At 59.4% G+C, this 18552-nt stretch carries 17 protein-coding genes and 1 pseudogene; 12 read left to right on the forward strand and 6 right to left on the reverse strand.

Annotation, left to right across the window (positions count from 1 at the left end; all coding sequences use genetic code 11):
• Positions 1-298 precede the first annotated feature (298 nt).
• Entirely contained in the window at positions 299-667 is a 369-nt protein-coding gene (locus AC1Q6Y_RS01870; protein ID WP_057712740.1) for a DUF4870 domain-containing protein, read from the reverse strand.
• A 28-nt stretch (positions 668-695) separates the two neighbouring features.
• Positions 696-1418, reverse strand: coding sequence for a ribonuclease PH (gene rph / locus AC1Q6Y_RS01875; RefSeq protein WP_007989575.1), 723 nt, complete (start codon positions 1416-1418; stop codon positions 696-698).
• A gap of 268 nt (positions 1419-1686) precedes the next feature.
• Here rph and AC1Q6Y_RS01880 point away from each other — a divergent pair, with 268 nt between their 5' ends.
• The 6 genes from AC1Q6Y_RS01880 to AC1Q6Y_RS01905 all read left to right on the forward strand — a co-directional run bounded on the left by AC1Q6Y_RS01880 (position 1687) and on the right by AC1Q6Y_RS01905 (position 6990).
• Positions 1687-2550: a YicC/YloC family endoribonuclease gene (locus AC1Q6Y_RS01880; protein ID WP_057712739.1), complete on the forward strand. Its 864-nt coding sequence runs from the start codon at positions 1687-1689 to the stop codon at positions 2548-2550.
• A 12-nt stretch (positions 2551-2562) separates the two neighbouring features.
• Positions 2563-3183 (forward strand): guanylate kinase, encoded by a 621-nt coding sequence (gene gmk, locus AC1Q6Y_RS01885; protein WP_046038947.1) that lies wholly within the window; start codon positions 2563-2565, stop codon positions 3181-3183.
• A gap of 167 nt (positions 3184-3350) precedes the next feature.
• Entirely contained in the window at positions 3351-3614 is a 264-nt protein-coding gene (gene rpoZ / locus AC1Q6Y_RS01890) for a DNA-directed RNA polymerase subunit omega (protein WP_007921129.1), read from the forward strand.
• 57 nt (positions 3615-3671) lie between these two features.
• A complete protein-coding gene (gene spoT, locus AC1Q6Y_RS01895; RefSeq protein ID WP_008047084.1) occupies positions 3672-5777 on the forward strand; it encodes a bifunctional GTP diphosphokinase/guanosine-3',5'-bis pyrophosphate 3'-pyrophosphohydrolase in 2106 nt (701 codons plus the stop codon).
• 24 nt (positions 5778-5801) lie between these two features.
• Complete coding sequence (locus AC1Q6Y_RS01900) at positions 5802-6182, forward strand: RidA family protein (protein ID WP_003229509.1); 381 nt, start codon at positions 5802-5804, stop codon at positions 6180-6182.
• A gap of 67 nt (positions 6183-6249) precedes the next feature.
• Complete coding sequence (locus AC1Q6Y_RS01905) at positions 6250-6990, forward strand: hypothetical protein (protein WP_492623958.1); 741 nt, start codon at positions 6250-6252, stop codon at positions 6988-6990.
• Between the two features lie 138 nt (positions 6991-7128).
• Here AC1Q6Y_RS01905 and AC1Q6Y_RS01910 read toward each other — a convergent pair whose 3' ends face one another.
• On the reverse strand, positions 7129-7986 hold the full coding sequence (locus tag AC1Q6Y_RS01910; protein ID WP_150812725.1) for an SDR family oxidoreductase: 858 nt from the start codon (positions 7984-7986) through the stop codon (positions 7129-7131).
• Between the two features lie 188 nt (positions 7987-8174).
• On the opposite strand from AC1Q6Y_RS01910, the gene exbB reads away from it, so the two are divergent.
• From exbB to AC1Q6Y_RS01940, 6 genes and pseudogenes are all read left to right on the forward strand, one after another.
• Positions 8175-9146 (forward strand): tonB-system energizer ExbB, encoded by a 972-nt coding sequence (gene exbB, locus AC1Q6Y_RS01915; protein WP_492623959.1) that lies wholly within the window; start codon positions 8175-8177, stop codon positions 9144-9146.
• A gap of 6 nt (positions 9147-9152) precedes the next feature.
• On the forward strand, positions 9153-9581 hold the full coding sequence (gene exbD, locus AC1Q6Y_RS01920; protein WP_057712735.1) for a TonB system transport protein ExbD: 429 nt from the start codon (positions 9153-9155) through the stop codon (positions 9579-9581).
• Positions 9578-10327 (forward strand): energy transducer TonB family protein, encoded by a 750-nt coding sequence (locus tag AC1Q6Y_RS01925; protein ID WP_015097375.1) that lies wholly within the window; start codon positions 9578-9580, stop codon positions 10325-10327. The genes exbD and AC1Q6Y_RS01925 overlap by 4 nt, the downstream gene beginning before the upstream one ends.
• 283 nt (positions 10328-10610) lie before the next feature.
• Complete coding sequence (locus AC1Q6Y_RS01930) at positions 10611-11540, forward strand: hydrogen peroxide-inducible genes activator (RefSeq protein ID WP_008047093.1); 930 nt, start codon at positions 10611-10613, stop codon at positions 11538-11540.
• Positions 11541-11549: 9 nt separating this feature from the next.
• Positions 11550-13625, forward strand: coding sequence for an ATP-dependent DNA helicase RecG (recG, locus tag AC1Q6Y_RS01935; protein ID WP_090452170.1), 2076 nt, complete (start codon positions 11550-11552; stop codon positions 13623-13625).
• Between the two features lie 78 nt (positions 13626-13703).
• Positions 13704-15115: pseudogene (locus AC1Q6Y_RS01940) on the forward strand (aminoacyl-tRNA deacylase and HDOD domain-containing protein).
• An 84-nt stretch (positions 15116-15199) separates the two neighbouring features.
• On the opposite strand, the gene AC1Q6Y_RS01945 reads toward AC1Q6Y_RS01940, so the two are convergent.
• From AC1Q6Y_RS01945 to AC1Q6Y_RS01955, 3 genes are all read right to left on the reverse strand, one after another.
• Positions 15200-16444: an NHL repeat-containing protein gene (locus tag AC1Q6Y_RS01945; protein ID WP_492623960.1), complete on the reverse strand. Its 1245-nt coding sequence runs from the start codon at positions 16442-16444 to the stop codon at positions 15200-15202.
• A 205-nt stretch (positions 16445-16649) separates the two neighbouring features.
• Positions 16650-17993, reverse strand: coding sequence for a hypothetical protein (locus tag AC1Q6Y_RS01950; RefSeq protein WP_492623961.1), 1344 nt, complete (start codon positions 17991-17993; stop codon positions 16650-16652).
• 166 nt (positions 17994-18159) lie between these two features.
• Positions 18160-18546, reverse strand: a complete 387-nt coding sequence (locus AC1Q6Y_RS01955; protein WP_492623962.1) for a helicase — start codon at positions 18544-18546, stop codon at positions 18160-18162.
• Positions 18547-18552 lie beyond the last annotated feature (6 nt).

Consider the following 18552-nt stretch of genomic DNA (forward strand, 5'->3'; position numbering starts at 1 on the left):
TTCAGGAGCCGTCAATGGTCTGAATATATCGAAATATTTCTTGATAAATATTACTCGGGGCAACCTTATCAACCGCCAAGTCCAATTGCCAAGCATACAAGCGGCACTGAGCTTTGCAGTTTGTGTCTAAACGTGTAAAAAATATTATGCGCACGAATTAACTTAGTTTGAATAGCGAGCGACCAAGCACGCAATAATAGAGATTAATCTGATTGCAAAAAAACAAATGCCCCGACATGTCGGGGCATTTGTTTTGAATTACGCTGAAGTGTGCGTCAAACAACAGCAGTGTCTTGGCTTACTTGATCAACCGCCATGTGAACGGATACCGATAAGGCTGCCCTTCATTGGCCTTCACCCCGGCAATGATCGTTAGCACCAGCGCACCGATCGCGATCAGGCCAAACAGGAAGAACCCGATAATCACCAGCATCAGCAAGAAGCAGATAGCCGAAGCGATCGCCACGGTTATCTGAAAATTCAGTGCTTCCTTGCCCTGGGCATCAATGAACGGGTCCATCTCGCGCTTGATCTGCCAGAGAATCAGCGGGCCGATGATCGTACCGAACGGAATCCAGATCCCCAGCAAGGCGGACAAGTGGCAAAACATGGCCCACTGACGCGCCTCTTGGCTCGGCGTGGGCAGCGGCAGTTGCTCGTCACTCATGGTGTCCTCCTTGTCTGGAGCAGCCCGGTCAGTCGGCCAGGGCGGCCTTTTGCAGTTCGAAGATCTCGTTCATGCCTTTCTTGGCCAGTTCGAGCATGGCGTTCAGCTCTTCAGGCTGGAACGGCGCGCCTTCGGCAGTACCCTGGACTTCGATGAAGCCGCCAGCGCTGGTCATTACCACGTTCAGGTCAGTCTCGGCGGCCGAGTCTTCCAGGTAATCGAGGTCGAGCACCGGTTCACCCTTGTACATGCCCACGGATACAGCGGCGATCATCTGTTTGACCGGGTCGCCGCCCTTCAGGCCACCACGCTTCTTGATCACTTTCAAGGCATCGATCAGCGCAACCATGGAACCGGTAATCGAAGCCGTGCGGGTGCCGCCATCGGCCTGGATCACATCGCAGTCGACGTACAGGGTGACGTCACCCAGCTTGGACATGTCCAGCGCAGCGCGCAGGGAGCGACCGATCAGACGCTGGATTTCCAGGGTGCGACCGCCTTGCTTGCCACGGCTGGCTTCACGCTGGTTACGCTCGCCGGTAGCACGCGGCAGCATGCCGTACTCGGCAGTCAACCAACCCTGGCCCTGGCCTTTCAGGAAACGCGGTACGCCCGGTTCAACGCTGACGGTGCAGATGACCTTGGTATCACCGAATTCGACCAGCACAGAACCCTCGGCGTGCTTGGTGTAGTTGCGGGTGATGCGGATCGAGCGGAGCTGATCGGCAGCGCGACCACTTGGACGTATCATAGGGAGTACCTGTACTGGGGACGGAAAACTGCGGAGCATTATAGAGCCGACGGCCGCCACTGGGCACTTCTAAAAAAATCCGCCGACGACCGAGGGCTCTGTACCGCGCGCCGGTGCAGGCCTGCCGCTCTTTGTCACACTGTGTGTTTGGGCGCATCCGCGCCACTGCGCTACAATCCTGCGCCTTTGCTGCCAGTCGGCTTTAATTCATTGATATCGGATTCCCGGAACCTCGGTTCTGTGCCGATCTGCCTTGCGAGGTACCTCCATGGTGCACAGCATGACCGCCTTCGCCCGCGTCGAGAAAGCCGGCGTCCAGGGCACCCTGAGCTGGGAACTGCGCTCGGTCAACAGCCGCTACCTGGAACCCCACCTGCGCCTGCCGGAGTCCTTTCGCGACCTCGAGGGCGCTGTTCGTGAAGCCCTGCGCCAGGGTGTATCGCGGGGCAAGCTTGAATGCACCCTGCGCTTCACCGAAGAAAATACCGGCAAGGCGCTGCAAATCGATCAGGAGCGCGCCGCGCAACTGGTCGCCGCCGCCGAGACCATCGCCAGCCTGATCAAGAACCCGGCAGCGCTGAACCCGCTGGAAGTCCTTGCCTGGCCCGGCGTACTGGTAGGCGACGCCACCGACCCGCAAGCCTTGAACGCCGAAGCGCTGGCACTGTTCAATCAGGGCCTCAAGGAGCTGAAGGCCGGCCGCGAGCGCGAAGGCGCGGAGCTGGCGCGACTGATCAACGAGCGCCTGAGCGCCATCGAAGAAGACGTGGTGACCTTGCGCGAACTGGTCCCGCAAATGCTCGCCACCCAGCGCCAGAAAGTCCTCGACCGTTTCGCCGACATGAAGGCCGAGATGGATCCGCAGCGCCTGGAGCAGGAAATGGTCATGCTCGCGCAAAAAAGTGACGTCGCCGAAGAACTGGATCGCCTGAGCACTCACATCATCGAAGTTCGCCGGGTGCTCAAATCCGGCGGTGCCGCCGGTCGGCGCCTGGACTTCCTGATGCAGGAACTCAACCGCGAAGCCAATACACTGGGCTCCAAAGCCTTCGACCCGCGCAGTACCCAGGCTGCGGTCAACCTCAAGGTGTTGATCGAGCAGATGCGCGAACAAGTGCAGAATATTGAGTAAGGCTACCCCGACATGACACACAGCACCGGCACCCTGTACATCATTTCCGCTCCTTCGGGCGCGGGCAAGAGCAGTCTGGTCAAGGCTCTGACCGACGCAAATCCGGAGATCCGCGTCTCGGTCTCCCACACCACCCGCGCCATGCGCCCCGGTGAAGTGAATGGCGTGAACTATCACTTCGTCGACCGCAGCGAGTTCGTGAAGATGATCGAGCACGGGGACTTCCTTGAGCGCGCCGAAGTGTTCGGCAACCTCTACGGCACTTCGCAAAGCCACCTGCAACAAACCCTGGACGAAGGCCACGACCTGATTCTGGAAATCGACTGGCAAGGTGCCGAGCAAGTGCGCAAGCTGATGCCTCAGGCCCGCTCGATCTTCATTCTGCCGCCGTCATTGCAGGCCCTGCACCAGCGCCTGACCAATCGCGGCCAGGACAGTGACGAAGTCATCGACGGCCGGATGCGTGAAGCCGTCAGCGAAATGAGCCACTACGTCGACTACGACTACCTGATCATCAACGACGATTTCGCCCACGCGCTGCACGACCTGAAGGCGATTTTCCGCGCCAATCAGCTGATTCAAAAGCGTCAGCAACAGCGTCACGGCAAATTGCTGGCTGAATTGCTCGGTTAATCAGCTCTTCCCAAAACCGCTGCAAGGGCTTTACATTGGTACTTGCAGCGCGTTGAAGGGCTTGGTCAAAAAATCAGCGCTTCCCTAAACGCTGGTGATTTTTTAAACTGTCGAGTCCGCTCGCCCATCCGGGCAGCGCGCATATTGCATTTGCTACGAGGAAGACCATGGCCCGCGTAACCGTTGAAGACTGCCTAGAACACGTGGATAACCGCTTTGAGCTGGTCATGCTCTCTACCAAGCGTGCCCGTCAACTGGCCACCGGCGGCAAAGAGCCGAAAGTAGCATGGGAAAACGACAAGCCTACCGTCGTTGCCCTGCGCGAAATCGCTGAAGGCCTGATCGACTACGCAGCTATCGCCGAAGCCGAAATCGTTGAAGATGAACCGCTTTTTGCTGCATTCGAGGACGAGTCCAACGAGGCCGTCTAAGCCTATGCCTGGTCGACGTAGCACGGCGCGGGATAAAAGCTTACGGCAGGAGACATCATGCCGAGCATAGACGCCCTCGCCGATCGCTTATCGACCTACCTCGGCAAGGACCAGGTCAACCTGGTCCGCCGAGCGTATTTCTACGCCGAACAAGCCCACGACGGCCAACGCCGCCGTAGCGGCGAGGCGTACGTCACGCACCCACTCGCGGTTGCGAATATTCTTGCCGACATGCACATGGACCATCAGAGCCTGATGGCCGCGATGCTGCATGACGTGATCGAAGACACCGGTATTGCCAAGGAAGCGCTGCAAGCGCAGTTCGGCGAAACCGTGGCCGAACTGGTCGACGGGGTCAGCAAACTGACCCAGATGAACTTCGAGACCAAGGCCGAAGCCCAAGCCGAAAACTTCCAGAAAATGGCCATGGCCATGGCTCGCGACATTCGCGTGATCCTGGTCAAGCTGGCCGACCGCCTGCACAACATGCGCACGCTGGAAGTGCTGTCCGGCGAAAAACGCCGGCGCATCGCCAAGGAAACCCTGGAAATCTATGCGCCCATCGCCAACCGGCTGGGCATGCACGCCATCCGCATAGAGTTCGAAGACCTCGGTTTCAAGGCCATGCACCCGATGCGTTCCGCGCGGATCTACCAGGCCGTCAAACGCGCCCGGGGCAACCGCAAGGAAATCGTCAACAAGATCGAAGAATCCTTAAGCCACTGCCTGGCCATCGATGGCATCCAGGGCGAGGTCAGCGGTCGCCAGAAACACCTCTACGGCATCTACAAGAAAATGCGCGGCAAGCGTCGGGCCTTCAACGAGATCATGGACGTCTACGCGTTCCGGATCATCGTCGACAAGGTCGATACCTGCTACCGCGTGCTGGGTGCTGTACATAACTTATATAAACCGCTGCCGGGACGCTTCAAGGATTACATCGCGATCCCCAAGGCCAACGGCTATCAGTCACTGCACACCACGCTGTTCGGCATGCACGGTGTTCCGATCGAGATCCAGATCCGAACCCGTGAAATGGAGGAGATGGCCAACAACGGCATCGCCGCCCATTGGCTGTACAAATCCAGCGGCGACGAGCAGCCAAAAGGCACCCATGCCCGCGCCCGCCAGTGGGTCAAGGGCGTGCTGGAAATGCAGCAACGCGCCGGCAACTCGCTGGAATTCATCGAAAGCGTGAAGATCGACCTGTTCCCGGACGAGGTCTACGTGTTCACGCCCAAAGGCCGGATCATGGAGCTGCCCAAGGGCTCCACGGCGGTCGACTTCGCTTATGCGGTGCACACCGACGTCGGCAACAGCTGCATCGCCTGCCGGATCAACCGTCGACTCGCGCCGCTGTCCGAACCGCTGCAAAGCGGCTCCACGGTCGAGATCGTCAGCGCTCCCGGCGCACGGCCGAACCCGGCCTGGCTCAACTTCGTGGTCACCGGCAAGGCGCGCACACACATACGCCACGCACTGAAGCTGCAACGCCGCTCCGAATCCATCAGCCTCGGCGAGCGCCTGCTGAACAAGGTCCTCAACGGCTTCGACAGCTCGCTGGAGAAAATCCCGGCCGAGCGCGTCAAGGCCATGCTGGTCGAGTACCGCCTGGAACTGATCGAAGACCTGCTGGAAGATATCGGCCTGGGCAATCGCATGGCCTATGTCGTGGCCCGCCGGTTGCTGGGCGAAGGCGAACAGTTGCCAAGCCCTGAAGGCCCGCTGGCGATTCGCGGCACCGAAGGCCTGGTGCTCAGCTACGCCAAGTGTTGCACCCCGATCCCGGGCGACCCGATTGTCGGCCACCTGTCCGCGGGCAAAGGCATGGTCGTGCACCTGGACAACTGCCGAAATATCAGCGAAATCCGCCACAACCCGGAAAAATGCATCCAGCTCTCGTGGGCCAAGGATGTCACCGGCGAATTCAACGTCGAGCTTCGCGTCGAGCTGGAGCACCAGCGCGGCCTGATCGCCCTGCTGGCCAGCAGCGTCAACGCCGCCGACGGCAACATCGAGAAAATCAGCATGGATGAACGCGATGGTCGCATCAGCGTGGTCCAGTTGGTGGTCAGCGTGCACGACCGCGTGCACCTGGCCCGCGTGATCAAGAAACTGCGCGCCTTGACCGGGGTGATTCGCATCACCCGCATGCGCGCCTAAGCCCCTAATTACAAGGAGTCCTACATGACCAAGACTGTTATCACCAGCGACAAGGCCCCGGCCGCCATCGGTACTTACTCCCAGGCGATCAAGGCTGGCAACACCGTTTACATGTCGGGTCAGATTCCCCTGGACCCAAAAACCATGGAACTGGTTGAAGGCTTCGAAGCCCAGACCGTCCAGGTATTCGAGAACCTCAAGGCCGTGGCTGAAGCTGCCGGCGGTTCGTTCAAGGACATCGTCAAGCTGAACATCTTCCTCACCGACCTGAGCCACTTCGCCAAGGTCAACGAGATCATGGGCAAGTACTTCGACCAGCCTTACCCTGCACGCGCCGCCATCGGCGTAGCCGCCCTGCCAAAGGGTTCGCAAGTCGAAATGGATGCCATCCTGGTCATCGAGTAATGCGTACGGCGCAGCCTCGGGCTGCGCCGACTGCTCTGCTGTAAAGAAAGCTTGAAAGGATTCCACCATGCGCAACGCGCTTGTTCTCTCGCTGCTTGCCCTGTTCCTGGGCGGATGTGCCAGCAACCCTGCCAACCGTGACATCAGCGGCACCTGGATCAACCAGGTGGCGATCGATGCTGCCGCCAAAGGCGTCCCCCTGCGTGAAGCGCTCCAGGCCTATGGCCCGAACCTGGAATGGGACATCAACACCAAGGCCGGTCAGGCCCGCTACACCAACGGTTTTGAAAATGTCGATGGCAAGCTGCTGGGTGAAGAGTCCGGCGCCTGGAAAGTCGACTTTTATGGCAGCTCGGCCAGTGAACTGAAGCGTGACGGCAAGCAACTGAGCCAGTCCGCCAGCGACAATGAGCCTGAGCAAGTCTTCGACCGCGTACAGATCCAGGTACCGGATGGCGCACCGATGGGTGCCACCTTCGAACGCGCCCTGTATTCAGCCTACATGGGCGGCGGCTGGACAATCGTCAACGGCCCGGGCGAAGGCAACACGGTTCAATTCCAGGCCGACGGCCAGGTGACCGGCCTGCCGGGCAGCGACCGTTATGCGTTGTGCCTGGCCGGCGATTGCGCATCCATGAGCGGCGGCAATGACAACATGTGGCTGCAACTCAATGGCCAGGGCAACGCCTGGATCTTTGCGCGCAAGGGCAAAGAGCTGGAGATTTTCCAGACCGTGAACACGGCGCAGGCGGACGAGATGCCTCAATACACGCCGGGTGATCGCAAGTGGTTGCTGGAGAAGCAATAAGCGTCCCTTGAAAGCACCACGAAACACTGTGGGAGCGAGCTTGCTCGCGATGAGGCCATAACATCCAACATTATCGTTGACTGTTATGCCGCCATCGCGAGCAAGCTCGCTCCCACAGGTGTTTACGGTGCCTGGAAGTCAGCAGCGCCCTTCAATGATCGCCGCATACCCCTCGCGAAAACTCGGATACTTCGGCGTCCAGCCCAACGCTTTGGCCCGCGCATTGCTGCAGCGCTTGCTGCCAGTGCGACGCACGCTGTCGTCATCGGCCCATTCGGTCACACCCAGATATTCGCGCAACCAGCCCACCACATCGGCCAGCGCTGCCGGCGCATCATCGACGCCGATGTAGACATCATCCAGCGCCACCCCACGCCGATCCGCCTCAAGCAGACACGCGATCAACCCTGCGGCATCGTCGGCATGAATCCGATTGGCATACAACGGTGGCTCGACCGCCACGCGATAACCCCGGCGCACCTGGGTCAGCAGCCATTCACGGCCGGGACCGTAAATGCCGGTCAGGCGCACGATACTGGCCGGAATGCCGCTCTTGAGGGCAAGTTGCTCGGCTTCGAGCATCACACGTCCGGAGTAGCCCGCCGCCACGGCCGGTGAAGCCTCGTCGACCCATTCGCCATTCTGCTGACCGTAGACACTGCTGCTGGAAACGAACAACAGGCGATTGGGCATCTGCCCGTAGTCGTCCAGCCACTCCAGCACATGCTCCAGCCCCTGAACATACGCAGCGCGGTAACCGGCTTCGTCGTGATCGGTGGCCGCCGCGCAATACACCAGGTAATCCACGGCGCCGATTGGCCAAGTGTCCGGGCAGTCTTTGTTGAACAGGTCACCGGCCACGCCGATGACGCCCTTGGGCAGCCGTGAAACGTCGCGTCGCAGACCATGGACCTCCCATCCCGCCGCCAGCAATTGTGTGGCCAGGCGGCTGCCGACATCACCGCAGCCGGCGATCAAAACAGTAGGCGCAGACATCAGAAAACTCCCATCGGAAAGCCACAGACTAGCGCCGGCAACAGACAGGCGGCTAGTAATGCAGGAAAAAAAGAGACGCTATTACTTCTGTTAACAAGAATTACTTGCAATAATGCCTCCCCACTTTTGTTCTCGGCCTTCGAGGCCTGGAAGAACATCACCCGTTTTTTCTCTCAGGTCCGGCCAGCATGACACGCAATCAACTCTCCGCTTCGCCAACCAAACGACCTCGCGCCTGGAGCGCGGTGGCCGCCCTGTTCTTCAGCCTGATGCTCGCGCCAGTCGCCGCTTTCGCCGATGCCCAGGCGCCAGCCACACCAGCCGCCACCGCGCCTGCTCCGGCCGATCACGCCGCCCCGGCCGTTGCTCCGGTCGTGACCGATCCTGCCCAGGCCGCACCGACAGAAGCGTTGGGTGAAGACGTCCCTGAAGTCCTCGAAGCCGACAACACCCTGGGCATGGCCCACGACCTGTCGCCGTGGGGCATGTACAAGAACGCCGACATCATCGTGAAAATCGTGATGATCGGCCTGGCCATCGCCTCGATCATCACCTGGACCATCTGGATCGCCAAGGGCCTTGAGCTGATGGGCGCCAAGCGTCGTCTGCGCGGCGAAATCGCCCAACTGAAAAAATCCGCCTCCCTCAAGGAAGCCAGCGCCACCGCGGCGAAGGAAGGCACCCTGGCCAACCTGCTGGTACATGACGCCCTTGAAGAGATGCGCCTGTCGGTCAACAGCCGTGAGAAAGAAGGCATCAAGGAACGCGTCAGCTTCCGTCTTGAGCGCCTGGTCGCGGCCTGCGGTCGCAACATGAGCAGCGGCACCGGCGTGCTGGCCACCATCGGTTCCACCGCGCCGTTCGTCGGCCTGTTCGGTACCGTGTGGGGCATCATGAACAGCTTCATCGGCATCGCCAAGACCCAGACCACCAACCTCGCCGTCGTCGCCCCCGGTATCGCCGAAGCCTTGCTGGCTACCGCGCTGGGCCTGGTTGCAGCTATCCCTGCGGTCGTGATCTACAACGTCTTTGCCCGCTCCATCGCCGGTTACAAGGCTCAGGTGTCCGATGCGTCGGCACAGGTCCTGCTGCTGGTCAGCCGCGACCTCGACCACCAGCCTGAGCGCAGCTCGCAACCGCACATGGTGAAAGTGGGGTAATCGGCCATGGGCCTGCATTTGAAAGAAGGGGCAGACGACGATCTGTCCGAAAACCACGAAATCAACGTTACGCCGTTCATTGACGTGATGTTGGTGCTGTTGATCATTTTCATGGTGGCGGCCCCGCTGGCCACCGTGGACATCAAGGTCGACCTGCCCGCCTCGACCGCCAAGCCGGCTCCGCGGCCAGAGAAACCGGTGTTCCTCAGTGTCAAGGCTGACCAGCGCCTGTTCCTTGGTGAAGACGAAGTGAAGGCCGACGCACTCGGCGCCACCCTCGACGCCAAGACCCAGGGCAAGAAAGACACGACAATCTTCTTCCAGGCCGACAAAGGCGTGGATTACGGCGATCTGATGAGCGTGATGGACAACCTGCGTTCCGCCGGTTACCTGAAGGTAGGTCTGGTCGGACTCGAGACGGCAGCCAAGAAATGATCACGACGCGCCATAAGCTGACGCGTTACAGCGGTAGCCTGGCCGTGGTGCTGGGCGTTCACGCGCTGGCCATCGCGCTGGCGTTGAACTGGTCCGCCCGTCCGCCCATCGAATTGCCCCCTCAGGCAATGATGGTCGAACTGGCACCGGTTCCTGCCCCGCCACCGCCTGCTCCGCCGAAGGTCGTCACCCCGCCGCAGCCACCGGCTCCGGTTGAAGAACTGCCGATACCCAAGCTCGCTGAAGCGCCGAAAGCTGAAATTGCCGTGCCCAAGCCCGTCAAGCCAAAGCCAAAGCCGCAGCCACCCAAGCCGGTAGAGAAAAAACCCGAACCGCCGAAGGAAAAACCGGCCGAGGAAAAGCCTGCCGAAACGCAACAGACTCAGGCACCAACGGAGAAATCCGCCCAGCCTGCGCCGGGCCCATCGCCTGCTCAATTGGCGGCCAAGGCCAGTTGGCAAGGCACGCTGTTGGCACACCTGCAGAAGTACAAAAAGTACCCTGCAAGTGCCCAGGCGCGGGGCAAGGAAGGCATGAACCGTCTGCGTTTCGTCGTGGATGCCGAAGGCAATGTGTTGTCGTTTGAGCTGGTAGGCGCCTCAGGCACTGCCGATCTGGACCGGGCCACTCTGGAAATGATCCGTCGCGCCCAACCGCTGCCCAAGCCACCGGCCGACATGCTGACCAATGGCTCCATCGAAATCGTTGCACCGTTTGTTTATTCGCTGGAAAAACGCCGCCGTTAAAACAGTACTGCCCCTGTGGGAGCGAGCTTGCTCGCGATAGCGGTCTAACATTCAACGCAGATGTCGAATGCTGGGCCCTCATCGCGAGCAAGCTCGCTCCCACAGAGATTTCTGCCAGCAGGAAGCTCGCGTTCCAAGCCCAAAAGGCACCGAAAGGTGCCTTTTGCATATCTGCCAGCGGCAAACTGGGATTACCCGGTGTCACTCGACACACTCAGTCTGATAACGTGCGTCTATCGATTGCAGCCGGTATGCTTGGCCCGCAACTACATGGACGCTTGCTATGACCCTCACAGAATTACGCTACATCGTTACCCTCGCCCAAGAGCAGCACTTCGGCCACGCGGCCGAGCGTTGCCACGTCAGCCAGCCGACCCTGTCGGTGGGTGTGAAAAAGCTTGAAGACGAACTCGGTGTGCTGATTTTCGAGCGCAGCAAAAGCGCCGTGCGCCTGACGCCGGTCGGCGAAGGCATCGTGGCCCAGGCCCAAAAGGTATTGGAACAAGCCCAAGGCATCCGCGAACTGGCCCAGGCCGGCAAGAACCAGCTGACCGCCCCACTCAAAGTCGGCGCGATCTACACCGTTGGGCCGTACCTGTTTCCGCATCTGATTCCACAACTGCACCGGGTCGCCCCGCAGATGCCGTTGTACATCGAAGAAAACTTCACCCACGTGCTGCGCGACAAACTGCGCAACGGCGAGCTCGACGCGATCATCATCGCCCTGCCGTTCAATGAAGCCGACGTTCTGACCCTGCAGCTCTACGACGAGCCGTTCTACGTGCTGATGCCGGCGCAGCACCCGTGGACACAAAAGGAATCCATCGACGCCAGCCTGCTCAACGACAAGAGCCTGTTGCTGCTCGGCGAAGGCCACTGCTTCCGCGATCAGGTATTGGAAGCCTGCCCGACCCTGACCAAAGGCAACGACGGCGCCAAGCACACCACCGTGGAATCCAGCTCCCTGGAAACCATTCGCCACATGGTCGCCTCGGGTCTCGGGATTTCGATCCTGCCGTTGTCGGCGGTCGACAGCCATCACTACGCCCCCGGCGTGATCGAGGTGCGTCCGTTGTCGGCACCCGTACCGTTCCGCACCGTGGCCATTGCCTGGCGCGCCAGTTTCCCGCGCCCGAAAGCGATTGAAATCCTCGCTGACTCCATTCGCCTGTGCTCGGTCGCCAAGCCAGCGGCGCAAGTCGCTGCGGGCTAAGCAACGGTCATGAGCGAGTTGTCGCAAGTGTCGGTGACGGCACTCAAGGGTGTCGGTGAAGCCATGGCCGAGAAACTGGCCAAGGTCGGCCTGGAAAACCTCCAGGACGTGTTGTTTCACCTGCCCCTGCGTTATCAGGACCGCACTCGCGTGGTGCCGATCGGCGCACTGCGGCCCGGTCAGGATGCAGTCATCGAAGGCACTGTCAGCGGTGCCGATGTGGTCATGGGGCGTCGGCGCAGCCTGGTGGTCCGGTTGCAGGATGGCACCGGGGGCTTGAGCCTGCGCTTCTACCATTTCAGCAACGCGCAAAAGGAAGGCCTCAAACGCGGCACGCGGATTCGCTGCTACGGCGAAGCGCGGCCCGGTGCTTCGGGGCTGGAGATCTACCACCCGGAATACCGCGCCATCACCGGCGACGAACCGCCGCCAGTGGATGAAACCCTGACCCCGGTCTACCCGCTCACCGAAGGCCTGACCCAACAGCGCTTGCGCCAGTTGTGCATGCAGACCCTCACCCTGCTCGGCCCCAGCAGCCTGCCCGACTGGCTGCCGAGCGAACTGGCCCGCGACTACCAACTGGCGCCGCTGGCCGATGCGATCCGCTACCTGCACAACCCGCCCGCCGATGCCGACGTCGATGAACTGGCCCTCGGTCACCACTGGGCACAGCACCGTCTGGCTTTCGAAGAACTGCTGACCCATCAACTGTCGCAACAGCGCCTTCGTGAAAGCATGCGCGCCCTGCGTGCGCCCGCGATGCCCAAAGCTACCAAGCTGCCAGCCAAATACCTGGCCAACCTCGGCTTCAGCCCGACCGGTGCCCAGCAGCGGGTCGGCAACGAAATCGCCTATGACCTCAGCCAGCACGAACCGATGCTACGGCTGATCCAGGGCGATGTCGGCGCCGGCAAAACCGTGGTCGCCGCCCTTGCCGCACTTCAAGCGCTGGAGGCCGGTTATCAGGTCGCGCTGATGGCGCCCACCGAGATTCTCGCCGAGCAGCACTTCATCACCTTCAAGCGCTGGCTCGAACCGCTGGGCATCGAAGTTGCGTGGCTGGCCGGCAAGCTCAAGGGCAAGAACCGCGTCGCCGCGCTGGAGCAAATCGCCAACGGCACGCCGATGGTGGTCGGCACCCACGCACTGTTCCAGGACGAAGTGCAATTCAAGAACCTGGCACTGGTGATCATCGACGAACAGCACCGTTTCGGCGTACAGCAGCGTCTGGCCCTGCGGCAGAAAGGCGTCGGCGGGCGCATGTGCCCGCATCAGCTGATCATGACCGCTACGCCGATTCCGCGCACGCTGGCCATGAGTGCCTACGCCGACCTCGACACCTCGATCCTCGACGAACTGCCCCCCGGCCGAACCCCGGTCAACACCGTGCTTATCACCGACACCCGGCGGGTCGAAGTCATCGAGCGAGTGCGCAGCGCTTGCGCCGAAGGGCGTCAGGCCTATTGGGTGTGCACGCTGATCGAAGAGTCGGAAGAGCTGACCTGCCAGGCAGCGGAAACCACTTTTGAGGACCTCACCGCCGCCCTCGGCGAACTGAAAGTCGGGCTGATCCACGGCCGCATGAAGCCTGCGGAAAAAGCCGCGGTGATGGCCGAATTCAAGGCCGGAAACCTGCAATTGCTGGTCGCGACCACGGTGATCGAAGTCGGCGTGGACGTGCCCAACGCCAGCCTGATGATCATCGAGAACCCTGAACGCCTGGGCCTGGCGCAATTGCACCAGTTGCGCGGCCGCGTCGGCCGGGGCAGCGCCGTCAGCCATTGCGTGCTGCTCTACCATCCGCCGCTGTCGCAGATCGGCCGCCAGCGCCTGGGCATCATGCGTGAAACCAACGATGGTTTCGTCATCGCCGAAAAGGATCTGGAACTGCGCGGCCCCGGCGAAATGCTCGGCACCCGGCAGACAGGTTTACTTCAGTTCAAGGTCGCCGACCTGATGCGCGATGCCGATTTGCTGCCCGCCGTGCGGGATGCCGCCCAGGCATTGCTCGAGCGCTGGCCGACCCACGTCAGCCCGCTACTCGATCGATGGCTGCGTCATGGCCAACAATACGGCCAAGTGTGACAACCGTCACGGTTTCTGAGGCGTGGCCCCAAGCAAGCTGGTTATACTCCTGCAATTGTTTAAGTCCGGATACAGACCATGACCGACGTTGCCTTCGCACCCGACACCCCGCACGCTCCGTCGGTTATTCGGCTGATGCTGGGCAAGTTGGGCATTGCCTACGAAGAAGTGCTGGACCGTCACGGTCTCAATGCCGCGCGCAAAGTGCAGGCTGTTCTCCTGGATGACAGCATTGGCGTATTGATGGTGCTGTTCCCGCAGAGCCAATTGCTGGACCTCAATCGCCTGACCGAACTCACCGGTCGCCGCCTCGCCGCCTCGCCGCCGTACCCACCGAACGCCTGACAAAAATGCTCGGCAAGCACAATCTCAGCTTGCTGCCGGGCTTGCCGGCGCTGACCAGTTCACCGTGCCTGTATGACGAAAGCCTGCTGCGCGAGCCGAAGTTGCTGATCAACTCCGGTGAGCCGGGCGTGCTGCTGGAAATCACCAGCGAAGACTTCAAGGCGACCATGCTGACCAAGGCCAGCGCCGCCAACTTCGGCGAAAACCTGACCAGCATCCGTCCCAACCTCGACCGCCCCGATGACGACCGCGAGGAAATCACCCAGGCCGTCCAGGCGTTCACCGCACGGCGTATCCAGCAGCGTCTGGAAGCGACCATCGAAATTCCGCCGCTGGCCGAAACCGCGCAAAAAATCATCAAGCTGCGCGTCGACCCCAACGCCACCATCGACGACATCACCGGCGTGGTCGAAACCGACCCGGCGCTGGCCGCACAAGTGGTGAGCTGGGCGGCATCGCCCTACTACGCCTCGCCGGGCAAGATCCGCTCCGTTGAAGACGCCATCGTGCGCGTGCTGGGCTTCGACCTGGTGATCAACCTGGCGCTGGGCCTGGCCCTGGGCAAAACCCTGAGCCTGCCCAAGGACCACCCGCAACACTCCACCCCGTACTGGCAGCAATCGATCTACACCGCCGCCGTCATCGAAGGCCTGACCCGCGCCATGCCGCGCGCCCAGCGTCCGGAAGCCGGCCTGACCTACCTCGCCGGCCTGCTGCACAACTTCGGCTACCTGCTGCTGGCCCATGTGTTCCCGCCGCACTTCTCGCTGATCTGCCGTCACCTGGAGGTCAACCCGCACCTGTGCCACAGCTACATCGAGCAACACCTGCTGGGCATCAGCCGCGAACAAATCGGCGCATGGCTGATGCGCCACTGGGACATGCCCGAAGAACTGTCCACAGCGCTGCGCTTCCAGCACGACCCGGCCTACGACGGCGCCTACGCCGAGTACCCGAACCTGGTCTGCCTGGCCGTGCGCCTGCTGCGCAGCCGTAACATCGGCTCCGGCCCCGACGAAGACATCCCCGACGCGCTGCTTGAACGCCTCGGCCTGAGCCGCGAAAAAGCCAACGACGTGGTAAGCAAAGTGCTGGAAGCCGAGATGCTGCTGCGCGAATTGGCATCGCAATTCACTCAAGGCTGAAAAGCATCGCGAGCAAGCTCGCTCCCACAGGGTTTAAGTGGTCCCTGTGGGAGCGGGCTTGCCCGCGAAGAGTACAACCCGGTCTCACGCAAGGTAACGAACCGCAAAAGGTTGTAGAGACCGGCTTCCAAGAATGACGATTTTGTTATCCGCCGTCAGCACGCTTTCATTGTGTCGCGCCCCCGTCTCATCGAGGAAAATGACCCAACCTTGGTCTCCAAACGTTAGATCGAGAGAGCCTGTAAGGTCATAACGCGCAGCCATCAAGTAGCCTCCATCCGCCCACCCGGTGACCACGATTTTTCCATCCTGCTGCGTGGCATTTTTCGAGAAAAATAACTGGTTCAGGAAGGCGGCAAACAACGGCACTCCCTTGTTGAAAATCAGATTGAAGCTGCCGCTACTGTTAAGAACAGTAATCAAACCGTTAATGACACCACCCTTGTTTGAATAGCCAGTTGCCACAATCGCACCGCCCGGGCTCAGCGCTATGGAGCTAAGAAAAGACCTTCGGTCATCTTCACCGTTGGGGATGACGACTCTTCCTCGATCACCGAACGAAGTATAGATAGCTCCATTTTGGCTATAGCGGGTTACGAAAGCATTTCCCAAGGTGCCGCCGGCGGCGAAGATCGTACCCCCGACCAAGACGCCATCGCCCTGAGCGGCCAGCCCCCCTAGGCCTATCCCCGCGTCTGGCGATTCAATCAATACATGACCGCCATTAAAACTCGTATCCCGCAATCCATTTTGGTTAAGACGGTAAACGACCCCTTTTAAACCACTATCGGTTGCAAGGGAATGGCTCAAGTAGATCTTTGCATCATGTTCAGAAACGACCATCCAACCGGAACTGAAGAACTGTGTATCGGTAGTCGCTTTCGCCACACGGCCATCAACAAACCTGGTGCCCTTCCCAAGTTCGGCGGCTAAAAGTGTAACTATGCCCCCATCGCCGAAAGATTCATCCAATTGGCCGTCGTCAAGTAAACGAAACACATGTAGTTTTTCGGAAGTCGTGATCTGGGTGCCACTAAACAGGTAACCACCACTTTGGTGCGCAACGATTGTGTCCGGGTAAATCCCGATTCCATTTCTATCAGGGATTTCAACTATGCCGCCCTCTCCAAAGGCCTCATCGAGCGCACCCTTCTCAGTAAATAGTGCCACGGTATGTGGTGAGTCAATTCTCCACCCGGTAGCAACGAGTAATTTTTTATTCGACAGAGCAACCATCGCACTTGCTCTGCTCGGCATTTTCACCACGCCGTTCCCGCCAAAGGACGGATCGAGAGTGCCCGCCGCTGTCGCACCTGACTTATGATTCATAATCGTGCTCCCTGAATGATCTAATGATGGCCAGTAGGACATACCGACCATACTTGCCGTCAGCAAAGAACTCGAAGCCGAAGTGCTCCTGCGTGAACCGGCTTCGCAATTCACTCAAGGCTGAAAGCATCGCGGGCAACGCTCCTACGGATCACCTGAATCCTGTAGGATCGAGGCTTGCCCGTCAGGCATCGTTTCACACACCTCATGTCAGGTAGCGCACCAAGCAGCCATGTGAGCTGGTTATGCCTATATTCACATTGGCGCAAAGGACGACTTTGTTGTCGGTCATTACCGCCGCATCCCTATATCCTGAAGGCCCGGCTGCCTCATTGAATTGAGTCCAACCCTGACCATTAAAAGATGAGTCCGAAGAGCCATCCGGGAGAAAGCGTGCCAACAATAATGAGGTATTTATGGCGTTTGAGCCTCCACTACCAGCAACGATGATTGCTTGGCTTTCCTTTTGCCATCCACAGAAATCCCATTCCACCCCCTCAGTCAACATGCTGGAGAACAACGGCTGGCCGCCATTGAAGCCAGGGTCAGTAGCGCCTGCGGCGTCTAGAACGACAATAACCCCTTCTGTCTTCGCGCTCCGGTAAGCACCACCTACGACTAAAATTGCACCATCACTTTCTCTTATCGCGATGCTACCCGCATAAAGCAACTCAGATTCACGGCCAACAATAATGACTGCCGTTCCTTTATTGAAGTCCGCGTCGAGCTGCCCGTCTTCATTGAATCGCACCACATAATTACGAGCCTCTTCCCAAATGAAATAAGTACCGTAGACAGTGATTTTTCCACTCTCCTGTACCGCGACGCTCGTAGCGTGACTCGCCCAATGTTCAATACCTTCAAGCTCAACAAACACAAAACCAGCACCGTTGAAACTTTTGTCAGGAGAACCATTTGGCGCTAGCCGAATCACCAATCCGTTTTCAAGACCTGCACCGATGAAAGTCAGCGGCAGAACGATCCTGCCATCAGGTTGCACGACCACTGAACCGGCAGTAGAACTTGAGGCACGAGATGAGCGTCCACTCGGATTTATATTCTCTACCTTGGGATTTGCCTGAGATTGTGGCTTATGTTTCACACCTACAAGGTCATACAAATTGATAGTCGCTATGCCGCCTTCGCCGAAGGAAAGGTCCAGTTCGCCCTTTATATTCAACCGTGCAATAAATAATAAAGGAGCTTCAGATTCAGAATCATAAACCTGGCAAGTCAAAAGCCACTTGTCATTCGTGTATGAACAGAGCCCCACTTCATAAGGAGAGTAATTCGCTCCAGCAGACAGCTCGACCGAACCGCCGACGCCAAACTGACCATCGAAGAAACCGTTCGAATGCATCAGCCTTACCCTGATCGCCTTCGAACCCAAATTCTTCCGATCAGCGTAGAGCAGCCTGTTGTCATTCAGCGCAAGAATGGCGTATGGGTTATTACCCCGCTCCCCCTCATGCGTTAACTCTACCTTCCCGCCGTCACCAAATAGCGGGTCGAGGGTTCCCGCACTTCCGTCTTTCTTCTTGTGATTCATGGTCCCACTCCACAGTGCTGAGTAAAGGGTGAAAAACCCGCTACACCCAGCACAGTGGAGCATGCAAAAAAGGCAGCTGTAACCTGTCAAAAATGACAGTTGCTTAGTTTTTTTTAATCAGAATTCGACTCGATCAAGCTCGAAACGATAGCTCTGCGATGCCCTATCAACGACCAACAGCAGCCTTTTTCTTCGGCTTCAAATACTTGGTCAATCCCTGGAACCAGATCACCAGCGCCGGGTTGCCCTTGATTTGAATCGACTTGTCCTGGATCCCCGTCATGAATGCCAGCTGCTTGTTCTTCGCCTGCATCGTGGCAAAGCCATACGCGGCATCTTTAAAGGCAATCGCAAACGCAGGCTCGGCATGCACACCCGATTGACTGGTGATGCGCTGATCCTTCACGCGGAAATGCCGCGCCACTTTCCCGTCCAGGGTCTGCAACTGAAAGACCAGGTCCTTGTCACCCAGCTGCTGCTGAAACGCCGGATTGGTCCGGCTGGCCTTACCCATCAACAAACCCAGCATCCACAGCAGAAAACGAAATTTCATGCGCAC

The sequence above is a fragment of the Pseudomonas sp. GW823-FHT06E10 genome, from assembly GCF_058794995.1.

Excerpts from the sequence above, each read along its gene's own strand:
- AC1Q6Y_RS01925 (WP_015097375.1), top strand. The coding sequence starts at position 9,578 with ATGATCACGACGCGCCATAAGCTGACGCGTTACAGCGGTAGCCTGGCC.
- recG (WP_090452170.1), top strand. The coding sequence starts at position 11,550 with ATGAGCGAGTTGTCGCAAGTGTCGGTGACGGCACTCAAGGGTGTCGGT.
- AC1Q6Y_RS01870 (WP_057712740.1), bottom strand. The coding sequence starts at position 667 with ATGAGTGACGAGCAACTGCCGCTGCCCACGCCGAGCCAAGAGGCGCGT.
- AC1Q6Y_RS01900 (WP_003229509.1), top strand. The coding sequence starts at position 5,802 with ATGACCAAGACTGTTATCACCAGCGACAAGGCCCCGGCCGCCATCGGT.
- spoT (WP_008047084.1), top strand. The coding sequence starts at position 3,672 with ATGCCGAGCATAGACGCCCTCGCCGATCGCTTATCGACCTACCTCGGC.
- AC1Q6Y_RS01955 (WP_492623962.1), bottom strand. The coding sequence starts at position 18,546 with ATGAAATTTCGTTTTCTGCTGTGGATGCTGGGTTTGTTGATGGGTAAG.
- rpoZ (WP_007921129.1), top strand. The coding sequence starts at position 3,351 with ATGGCCCGCGTAACCGTTGAAGACTGCCTAGAACACGTGGATAACCGC.
- AC1Q6Y_RS01880 (WP_057712739.1), top strand. The coding sequence starts at position 1,687 with ATGGTGCACAGCATGACCGCCTTCGCCCGCGTCGAGAAAGCCGGCGTC.
- AC1Q6Y_RS01905 (WP_492623958.1), top strand. The coding sequence starts at position 6,250 with ATGCGCAACGCGCTTGTTCTCTCGCTGCTTGCCCTGTTCCTGGGCGGA.
- AC1Q6Y_RS01910 (WP_150812725.1), bottom strand. The coding sequence starts at position 7,986 with ATGTCTGCGCCTACTGTTTTGATCGCCGGCTGCGGTGATGTCGGCAGC.
- gmk (WP_046038947.1), top strand. The coding sequence starts at position 2,563 with ATGACACACAGCACCGGCACCCTGTACATCATTTCCGCTCCTTCGGGC.
- rph (WP_007989575.1), bottom strand. The coding sequence starts at position 1,418 with ATGATACGTCCAAGTGGTCGCGCTGCCGATCAGCTCCGCTCGATCCGC.
- AC1Q6Y_RS01945 (WP_492623960.1), bottom strand. The coding sequence starts at position 16,444 with ATGAATCATAAGTCAGGTGCGACAGCGGCGGGCACTCTCGATCCGTCC.
- exbD (WP_057712735.1), top strand. The coding sequence starts at position 9,153 with ATGGGCCTGCATTTGAAAGAAGGGGCAGACGACGATCTGTCCGAAAAC.
- AC1Q6Y_RS01950 (WP_492623961.1), bottom strand. The coding sequence starts at position 17,993 with ATGAATCACAAGAAGAAAGACGGAAGTGCGGGAACCCTCGACCCGCTA.
- AC1Q6Y_RS01930 (WP_008047093.1), top strand. The coding sequence starts at position 10,611 with ATGACCCTCACAGAATTACGCTACATCGTTACCCTCGCCCAAGAGCAG.
- exbB (WP_492623959.1), top strand. The coding sequence starts at position 8,175 with ATGACACGCAATCAACTCTCCGCTTCGCCAACCAAACGACCTCGCGCC.